Below are 8,515 nucleotides of genomic sequence, written 5' to 3'. Positions count from 1 at the left end.
TTTCAGGGGGGTGGGGGGTTTCCCCTCGAACGGGGGAGAAGGGGGGGGGGGGGAGGGCGGGGGGGGGGGGGGGGCCCCCCCCCCCCCCCCCCCCCGCCAGCACGATCCGCGCCAGCTCCTGGTGGCAGATGTCGCTGTGCGCGCCGGACGGCGCACCGCCGCGCCGGACGACCGCCGACGCGTCGACGTTCACGCACCCGGACGCCGGCAGCCGTCCGTCGAGCGCGTCGGAGAGCGTGAGGGAGCGGGTGCCCTTCACCGCCTGGATCCCGCCGTAGCCGAGCGCCCCCCACTTGGCGCCCAGCAGACTGTTCACGCTCAGGCCCCGCACCGTCCGCGCGTCGCCCGCCATCCGGGACGCCAGCGGATAGATCGTGCCGAGCGCCGAGTCGTGCCGGGAGTGGCAGCACACCAGGGGGCCGTCGATCCGCTTCTGCTGCCCGTTCAGCACTCCGCTCGCCCGGGGGTCGTGCGGCAGCCGCGCCGCGAACGCGTAGTGCGAGAACGCCGCCTGGAGCAGCGTCACCGATTTCACCGTGCGCACCCCGCGCGGCAGCCCCCGCAGCGCGAACGACACCAGGCGCGCGCCGAAGCTGTGCCCCACGAGATGCACCCGGACGTCCGGCGCCTCCCGCGCCACCTGCCCGAGCAGCCGCCCCAGCCCACGCTCCCCGACCGTCCCGGCCCGCCGCTTCATTGCGAAGTACGTGGCCTGACGCAGCAGTTCATGGGCACCGTCCCAGACCTGCGGTCCCGGTACGGCGGCACCGGTCATGACGGCCGAGGGTCCGATGGCGGACGCGGCGGAGGGCGCTCCGGCCGCCGCCTCGTCCTGCGCCAGCGCCGCCGCGAACTCCGCGCACACCCCCGCCGTGTCCCCGCACAGCATCCCGGGCGTGCCCTCCGGCACCCCCTCGGCCAGCGTGTCCGCCGTGAACGCGCCCTGCGGCCCCTGCGGCGGCACCTCCACCAGCAGCCGTACCAGTCTGCCGAACTCCGCCAACGAGGCCCCGTCGTCCGGCCGTTGCTCCAGCAGCCGCGCAAGCTGCTCCACGAGCGTGGCCCGGCCCGGGAACACCTCCACGAGCGCGTGCCGGGTGCGCTTGTCGAGCGCCGGACGGCCGGGTGCCGGGGCCCGCGCCGGTGGGAAGTCCGGGATCGGCTCGTCGGAGAACCGCATCGAGGGCCACAGCACCCCGACGTAGCCGAGCCGCGCCCGGGGCGCGAGCGCCGGGAACGGGGCGAAGAACCTGCTGTACAGGGCGGTGGCCCCGGAACGGTCGCTGTTCCAGCCGTGGGCGAAGACGACCAGGTCCACCACCCCGCGCCGCACCACCTCGTCGAGCAGCCGGTCCCGCCGGCCGGTGTCCGCGTCACCGTCCGCGTCGAAGGTCACGTCCCAGTAGGGCGTCACGCTCATGTCCGCAACCGCCATGACGAGCCCCCTTCGGCCCCGTTGGTGCGCTCAGGCGCATGGTCCTGCCAACGGTGAAAGATGGCCATACGTCACGTACGGCTCTTTCGCGGGGACATCGAGGGCTTCGGGGGCATCGGGGATGTCGGGGACCGGGTGCGGCCCGGCGCCCCCGGCCCCCCCGGCGGGTCACCGGTACAGCAGATACTCCTCGCGCACCCTCCGGAACGCCGCCAGCTCCTCCCGCCAGCCGGCCACGACCTCGTCCGTGTCCGCCCCGGCGTCGATCATCGTGCGCACCCGCGCCGACCCGGTCAGCTTGTCGATCCAGTGGTCCGGGCGCCAGGCGAAGCCGCTCCACACCTTCTTCGCGGTGACGAGCAGACCGATCCCGGTGCGCACGGGGTCGTACGCGGCCCGGTCGTGGACGTGGATCTGCACACCGCCGACGGTCTTCCCCTGGAACTTGGAGAACGTGGGCGTGAAGTACGCCTCCCGGAAGTGGGCTCCCGGCAGCCCCAGTTCGTTCGCGGCCGCCGCCCACCGCCGGTCGATGCCCTCCGCGCCGAGCAGCTCGAACGGGCGGGTGGTGCCCCGCCCCTCCGAGAGGTTCGTCCCCTCGAACAGGCCCGTCCCGGCGTACACGAGCGCCGTGTCGGGTGTCGGCATGTTCGGGCTCGGCGGCACCCAGGGCAGCCCGGAGGAGTCGTGGAACCGCGACCGCCTCCACCCCGACATCAGCACCGTCTCCAGCGGTACGGGCTCCTCCAGGAACTCCCCGTTGAACAGTCGCGCCAGCTCCGCCACCGTCATCCCGTGCGCCTGCGCGATCGGCTGCCGACCGACGAACGTCGCGAACTCCTTGTGCAGGACGGGGCCCTGTGCCGCCCGTCCCGTCACGGGGTTGGGCCGGTCGAGCACGACGAAACGCTTCCCGGCGATCCGGGCCGCCTCCATGCAGTCGTACAGCGTCCAGATGTAGGTGTAGAAGCGGGCGCCCACGTCCTGGATGTCGAAGACGACCGTGTCCACACCGGAGGCGGTGAAGATGTCCGCGAGGGCGCGGCCGCTCTTCTGGTACGTGTCGTAGACGGGCAGCCCGGTCGCCGGGTCGTCGTGGCGGCCCTCGGAACCGCCGGCCTGCGCCGTGCCCCGGAAGCCGTGCTCCGGACCGAAGACGGCTCTCAGGTCCACCCGGTCGTCGGCGTGCATGACGTCGACGATGTGGCGGGCGTCGCGGGTGATCCCGGTCGGGTTGGTGACGATGCCGATCCGTCGGCCGTCGAGGGGCCGGTAGCCGCCCGCCGCGAGGCGCTCGAAGCCGGTGCGCAGCCGTGCGGGGGCCGTCTCCCCGGAGGCGGGCGGGCCTCCGGGGGAGGCGCAGGCGGTGGTGGCCGCGGCGGTCGCCGTGGAGGCGGCGAGGAAGGTGCGGCGGGAGAGGCGCATGGGGGTGACCTCCGGAGCGCGATGCGGGAAGCGGCGTCCCTGCAAGCTAAGCGCTTCCCCGCGCGGTTTACAGGCCGCCGGTCCGCGGCGGCCGGTGGGGCGCTGCACCGTGCGCCCGTCCGGCGGGGTGCCGACGCCCCTTCCTCGCGACATACCGACCGGTTAGTCTGACTGCGGACGATGAGCCGTTCGTGGTGGTCGTGAGCCTCGCGTAAGGAGACCGGAGTGGGTGTCGTGCAGGGTGCGGGTGTGGTGGTCACGGGGGCCGGGGGCGGGATCGGCGCCGCGCTGGCCCGGCGGTTCGCGGCGGAGGGTGCCCGGGTCGTCGTGAACGACCTCGACGGGGACCGGGCGCGGTCCGTGGCCGACGAGATCGGGGGGATCGCCGTGCCCGGGGACGCGTCGGCGATCATCGGCCCCGCGCGTGAGGCGCTCGGCGGCACGGTCGACGTGTACTGCGCCAACGCGGGCGTCGCCTCCGGCGGGACGGAGGCCGCCGACGAGAAGGTCTGGTCGCTCGCCTGGGACGTGAACGTGATGGCCCACGTACGGGCGGCCCACGAACTGCTCCCGCAGTGGCTGGAGCGCGGCAGCGGGCGTTTCGTCTCCACCGTCTCGGCGGCCGGGCTGCTCACGATGATCGGCGCGGCGCCCTACAGCGTCACCAAGCACGGCGCGTACGCCTTCGCCGAGTGGCTGTCCCTCACCTACCGGCACCGGGGCCTCAAGGTGCACGCGATCTGCCCCCAGGGGGTGCGCACCGACATGCTGACGGCGTCCGGCAGCGCGGGCGACCTCGTGCTCGCGCCGACGGCGATCGAACCGGAGGACGTCGCCGACGCGCTCTTCGAAGGCATCGAGAAGGACCGCTTCCTGATCCTGCCGCACCCCGAGGTGGCGGACTTCTACCAGGCGCGGGCGGCCGACCCGGAGCGCTGGCTGACGAACATGAACCACATCCAGCGCAAGTGGGAGACCGCGGGCTGACCCACCCGCCGACCCACCTGCCCGGCGGACCGGTGGCCGGAGGTGGGATGATCCTGCGACGGGATCGTCCACCTCCGGCCCGTCCGGCCGGCCGGGAACCGTTCGACGGCCGCGGGACGACCAGTAGGCGACGACAAAACTCCGAAAGGCAGGTGGCGGAAGTGCCCAGGACGACGGACGGAGACGGTACCCCCGTCCCGCAGCGGCTGCTGGCCGCCGCCACCCGGCTCTTCGCCGAGCGGGGCTACGACCGCACCTCCGTGCAGGAGATCGTCGAGGCGGCCGGCGTCACCAAGGGCGCGCTGTACCACTACTTCGGTTCCAAGGACGACCTGCTGCACGAGGTGTACGCGCGCGTGCTGCGGATCCAGCAGGAGCGGCTCGACGCGTTCGCGGGGGCCGACGCGCCGGTCGAGGAGCGGCTGCGGGGCGCCGCCGCCGATGTCGTCGTCACCACCATCGACAACCTCGACGACGCGATGATCTTCTTCCGCTCGATGCACCACCTGAGCCCCGAGAAGAACAAGCAGGTGCGCGCCGAGCGCCGCCGCTACCACGAGCGCTTCCGCGCGCTGATCGAGGAAGGCCAGGAGTCGGGCGTCTTCTCCAAGACCACCCCCGCGGACCTCGTCGTCGACTACCACTTCGGCTCGGTCCACCACCTGTCCACGTGGTACCGCCCGGACGGCCCGATGGGCCCGCAGGAGGTCGCGGACCACCTGGCCGACCTGCTGCTGCGCGCGCTTCGGCCGTAGCGCCGGGCGCGTACGGGGGTGGGGCCGGGGTGCGTTGGCGGGTGCGGGTCGGTTGTGGCTTGTCGCGCAGTTCCCCCCGCCCCTGAAGGGAACGGGTCTGCGGCCCGCCCTTCATCCTGAAAAGCACGGGGCGAAGCCCCGGCCGCTTTTCAGGGGCGCGGGGAACTGCGCGAGAAACCACGAAACCGCCCGCACCCGCCAGAACCACCGGCGTCCCCGAGTCACCAGGCGCCCTGCCCGCACCGGAGGTCACACGTACCGCGTCAGCTCCCGCCGCGCCAGCGACCGCTGATGCACCTCGTCCGGCCCGTCCGCGATCATCAGCGTCCGCGCCCCCGCGTACAGCTCCGCCAGCGGGAAGTCCTGGCTGACACCCCCCGCGCCGTGCAACTGGATCGCCCGGTCGATGATGTCGACGACGGTCCGCGGGGTCGCGATCTTGATCGCCTGGATCTCGGTGTGGGCCCCCCGGTTCCCGACCGTGTCCATCATCCACGCGGTCTTCAGCACCAGCAGCCGCAGCTGCTCGACCGCGACCCGCGCGTCCGCGATCCAGTTGTGCACCACGCCCTGCTGGGCCAGCGCCTTGCCGAACGCCTCGCGGGCCACCGCCCGCCGGCACATCAGCTCGATCGCCCGCTCGGCCATGCCGATGAGCCGCATGCAGTGGTGGATGCGGCCGGGGCCGAGCCGGGCCTGGGCGATGGCGAAGCCGCCGCCCTCCTCGCCGATCAGGTTCGACACCGGCACCCGTGCCCGGTCGAAGATCACCTCGGCGTGGCCGCCGTGGTAGTGGTCCTCGTACCCGAAGACCCGCATGGCCCGCTTCACCGTGACACCCGGGGTGTCACGGGGCACCAGCACCATCGACTGCTGGCGGCGGATGTCGGCCCCGTCCGGATCCGTCTTGCCCATCACGATGAAGATCTTGCAGTCGGGGTTCATCGCCCCGGAGATGTACCACTTGCGCCCGGTGATGACGTAGTCGTCGCCGTCCCGCTCGATGAGCGTGGTGATGTTGGTGGCGTCGGAGGAGGCCACCTCCGGCTCGGTCATCGCGAACGCGGACCGGATCTCACCGGAGAGCAGCGGCTCCAGCCACTGCTTCTTCTGCGTGTCGTCGCCGAACTGCGTCAGCACCTCCATGTTGCCGGTGTCCGGCGCCGCGCAGTTCAGCGCGGTGGGCGCCAGCTGCGGCGAACGCCCGGTGATCTCGGCGAGCGGCGCGTACTGGAGGTTGGTGAGGCCGGCCCCGTACTCGGAGTCGGGCAGGAAGAGGTTCCACAGGCCCTGCCTGCGGGCCTCCGCCTTGAGCTCCTCCACCACGGCCGGGGTGTCCCACGGCGAGGGCAGCGCCGCCCGCTGCTCCTCGGCGACGGCCTCGGCCGGGTAGACGTACTCGTCCATGAACGCGAGGAGCTTGACGCGCAGCTCCTCCGTACGGGCGTCGAAAGCGAAGTCCATGGTGGATCAGCCCTCCTGGGAGCCGGAACCGGAGCCGGTACGAAGAGTCGTCAGGCCGTGTTCGATGAAGACGGGGACCAGGTCGCCGATGCGGTCGAAGCCGCGGCCGACCGTCTGGCCAAGGGTGTACCGGTAGTGGATGCCCTCCAGGATCACGGCGAGCTTGAACCACGCGAACGCCGTGTACCAGGCCACGGACGACACGTCCCGGCCCGAGCGCTCGGCGTAGCGGGCCACGATCTCGGCGGGATCGGGGTGCCCGGCGGCCGTCGCGGTCGTCGAGACGGGGGAGTCGGGCAGGCCGAGCGGGACGCTGTACATCACCAGCAGACCCAGATCGGTCAGCGGGTCGCCGAGGGTGGACATCTCCCAGTCGAGGATCGCCCTGATCCGGTCGTCCTCGCCCAGCAGGACGTTGTCCAGCCGGTAGTCGCCGTGGACGATCGCCGGGGCGGGGGAGTGGGGGAGCTGCCGGCCGAGGGCCGCGTGCAGTTCGTCGATGCCGGCCAGCTCGCGGTTGCGGGACGCGTCGAGCTGCTTGCCCCAGCGCCGCAGCTGCCGGTCGAGGAAGCCCTCGGGGCGTCCGAAGTCGGCGAGGCCCACCTCGGCCGGGTCCACCGCGTGCAGTTCCACCAGGGTGTCGACCAGGCCCAGCACGGCGGCCCGGGTGCGCTCGGCGCCGAGCGGCGCGAGCTGCTCGTCGGTGCGGTACGGGGTGCCCTCGACGAAGTCCATGACGTAGAAGGGCGCGCCGAGCACCTCCTCGTCCTCGCACAGCAGTACGGGGCGCGGCACGGGGACGTCCGTCGGGTGCAGTGCGCTGATCACACGGTGCTCGCGCCTCATGTCGTGCGCGGTCGCCAGTACGTGGCCGAGGGGAGGGCGCCGGACGACCCACTTCGCGACGCCGTCCGTGACCTCGTACGTGAGGTTCGACCGCCCGCCCTCGATCAGCCGGCCGGTGAGCGGACCGGCCACCAGCCCGGGCCGCTCGGCGTCGAGCAGGGCGCGGAGCCGGTCGGGGTCGAGACCTGGCGGGTGGTCTGGGTGCATCATCGCTCCTACGCGGGGGAAGAACGGAACCGAACTCATGATGCCGACCGGTCGGTATGTCGTCCAGTGGGCAGGACGAAAGTGACCGGAGTCTCCACGGGATCCGCCCTCCGGGTCTCGACGGGATCGCCCTCCGGGTCTCCGCGGGATCGGTCTCCGGGTCTCCGCGAGATCCGCCGTCGGCGTCTCCAGGGATCGGGATCCGGCCGCGCGAGGCCGCCGGATCCCCGGCCGTCGCCGTCACGCGTGGCAGGTCATCATCTCCCCGCCGTTCATGGTCGCCATGTCCATGAACCCGGCGAACGGGTCCACGCCCTCGCCCTCGGGCAGCCCGTCCAGCTCGGCGTAGGCCCGGTGCAGATTGGCCACCAGCCGCTCGCTCTCGGGGAGCTCGGCGTACTCGCCGAGATCCGTGGTCCGGGCCGCCTCCAAAGGGGTGAGTCCCGCCCCGTGGGCCTTCTCGGCGACCTCCGCCACGAACCGGATGTACCGCTCGGCCCGGTCGAACGCCGACGGGTCCGTCACCGGCCCGTGCCCCGGTACGACGGTCTCGGCGCCCAGCTCCCGCATCAGCGCGAGGGCCCGCAGCGAGCCGCTCAGCGACCCCATGAGGAAGAACGGCGTACCCCCCTCGAACACCAGGTCCCCCGCGAACAGGATCCTCCGGTGGGGCAGCCAGACCAGTGAGTCGCCGACCGTGTGCGAGACGCCGGGGTGGATGACCCGCGCCTCGATGTCCCCGACGTGCACGGTCATCCGGTCGTCGTACGTCAGGTCGGCGCCCTGGACGCGGATGTCGCCGAAGTCGGTCCGGGGCCACAGCAGATGCAGGTGCTGCCCGCTGGCCAGGGCCTCCCGGCGGCAGGCGGAGTGCGAGACGAGCGTGGCGGCCGGCGTGAAGAAGCCGTTGCCGTAGGTGTGGTCGCCGTGGTGGTGGGTGTTGACCAGGAGGCGCGGAGCGGGGACGCCGGTCGCGTCGAGCGCGGCGCCCAGCGCCCGGGTCCGGCGCTCGGTCGCGGCGGTGTCCACCAGCAGGGTGGTGGTGCCGTCGCTCACGAACCCCGAGTTGTTGAGACACCATCCGCCGTCCGGCTGCACATACGCGTACACGTCACTGGCCAACTCGACGGTGTACGGCTCCGCTGCGGTCATGGTGACCCCCTTCATCCCCCGAATCGCCGCCAACTGGTGCTCAGAGCCTGCCAGTCGGCGACGATCCACCGGAATCCGGGGTGAGGGAACCGCACCGAAGCGGCCGGAACGGACGCTCCTAGACGAGTAGTTCCGATTAAGGGGTTCACGAACGGAGGGAGGGTGTCCAACATCGGGTTGTGACGACCGATTTAGACACCCTCTTGACGGCACTGTACGTGCATGTCGATGACCGTTTGAAGAC

General features: G+C 72.3%; 7 protein-coding genes. 2 read left to right on the top strand and 5 right to left on the bottom strand.

From position 1 onward, the window contains the following. Nucleotides 1–1,435, bottom strand: a 1,435-nt coding sequence (locus tag ACZ4Z2_RS32585; protein ID WP_468080955.1) for a hypothetical protein, incomplete at its 3' end; no start/stop codon positions are given. A 168-nt stretch (nucleotides 1,436–1,603) separates the two neighbouring features. After that, entirely contained in the window at nucleotides 1,604–2,860 is a 1,257-nt protein-coding gene (locus tag ACZ4Z2_RS32580; RefSeq protein WP_468080954.1) for an exo-beta-N-acetylmuramidase NamZ family protein, read from the bottom strand. Nucleotides 2,861–3,085: 225 nt separating this feature from the next. Between ACZ4Z2_RS32580 and ACZ4Z2_RS32575 the strand changes: the two genes are divergently transcribed. Together ACZ4Z2_RS32575 and ACZ4Z2_RS32570 are read left to right on the top strand one after the other, a co-directional pair. After that, nucleotides 3,086–3,847, top strand: coding sequence for an SDR family oxidoreductase (locus tag ACZ4Z2_RS32575; protein ID WP_468080952.1), 762 nt, complete (start codon nucleotides 3,086–3,088; stop codon nucleotides 3,845–3,847). A 161-nt stretch (nucleotides 3,848–4,008) separates the two neighbouring features. Continuing rightward, nucleotides 4,009–4,602, top strand: a complete 594-nt coding sequence (locus ACZ4Z2_RS32570) for a TetR/AcrR family transcriptional regulator (protein WP_468080950.1) — start codon at nucleotides 4,009–4,011, stop codon at nucleotides 4,600–4,602. Between the two features lie 249 nt (nucleotides 4,603–4,851). On the opposite strand, the gene ACZ4Z2_RS32565 is transcribed toward ACZ4Z2_RS32570, so the two are convergent. The 3 genes from ACZ4Z2_RS32565 to ACZ4Z2_RS32555 form a co-directional block, all read right to left on the bottom strand. Continuing rightward, nucleotides 4,852–6,066 (bottom strand): acyl-CoA dehydrogenase family protein, encoded by a 1,215-nt coding sequence (locus tag ACZ4Z2_RS32565; protein ID WP_468080948.1) that lies wholly within the window; start codon nucleotides 6,064–6,066, stop codon nucleotides 4,852–4,854. 6 nt (nucleotides 6,067–6,072) lie between these two features. Beyond that, nucleotides 6,073–7,119, bottom strand: coding sequence for a phosphotransferase family protein (locus ACZ4Z2_RS32560; protein ID WP_468081039.1), 1,047 nt, complete (start codon nucleotides 7,117–7,119; stop codon nucleotides 6,073–6,075). A gap of 240 nt (nucleotides 7,120–7,359) precedes the next feature. After that, nucleotides 7,360–8,271, bottom strand: coding sequence for an MBL fold metallo-hydrolase (locus ACZ4Z2_RS32555; protein WP_468080947.1), 912 nt, complete (start codon nucleotides 8,269–8,271; stop codon nucleotides 7,360–7,362). Between the last annotated feature and the right edge of the window lie 244 nt (nucleotides 8,272–8,515).

Source organism: Streptomyces sp. NPDC030183 (assembly GCF_055573455.1).
Note: the sequence above shows the minus strand (reverse complement) of the source record. Positions and strands in the feature narration are given on the sequence as shown.

Excerpts from the sequence above, each read along its gene's own strand:
- ACZ4Z2_RS32580 (WP_468080954.1), bottom strand. The coding sequence starts at position 2,860 with ATGCGCCTCTCCCGCCGCACCTTCCTCGCCGCCTCCACGGCGACCGCC.
- ACZ4Z2_RS32565 (WP_468080948.1), bottom strand. The coding sequence starts at position 6,066 with ATGGACTTCGCTTTCGACGCCCGTACGGAGGAGCTGCGCGTCAAGCTC.
- ACZ4Z2_RS32560 (WP_468081039.1), bottom strand. The coding sequence starts at position 7,119 with ATGCACCCAGACCACCCGCCAGGTCTCGACCCCGACCGGCTCCGCGCC.
- ACZ4Z2_RS32555 (WP_468080947.1), bottom strand. The coding sequence starts at position 8,271 with ATGACCGCAGCGGAGCCGTACACCGTCGAGTTGGCCAGTGACGTGTAC.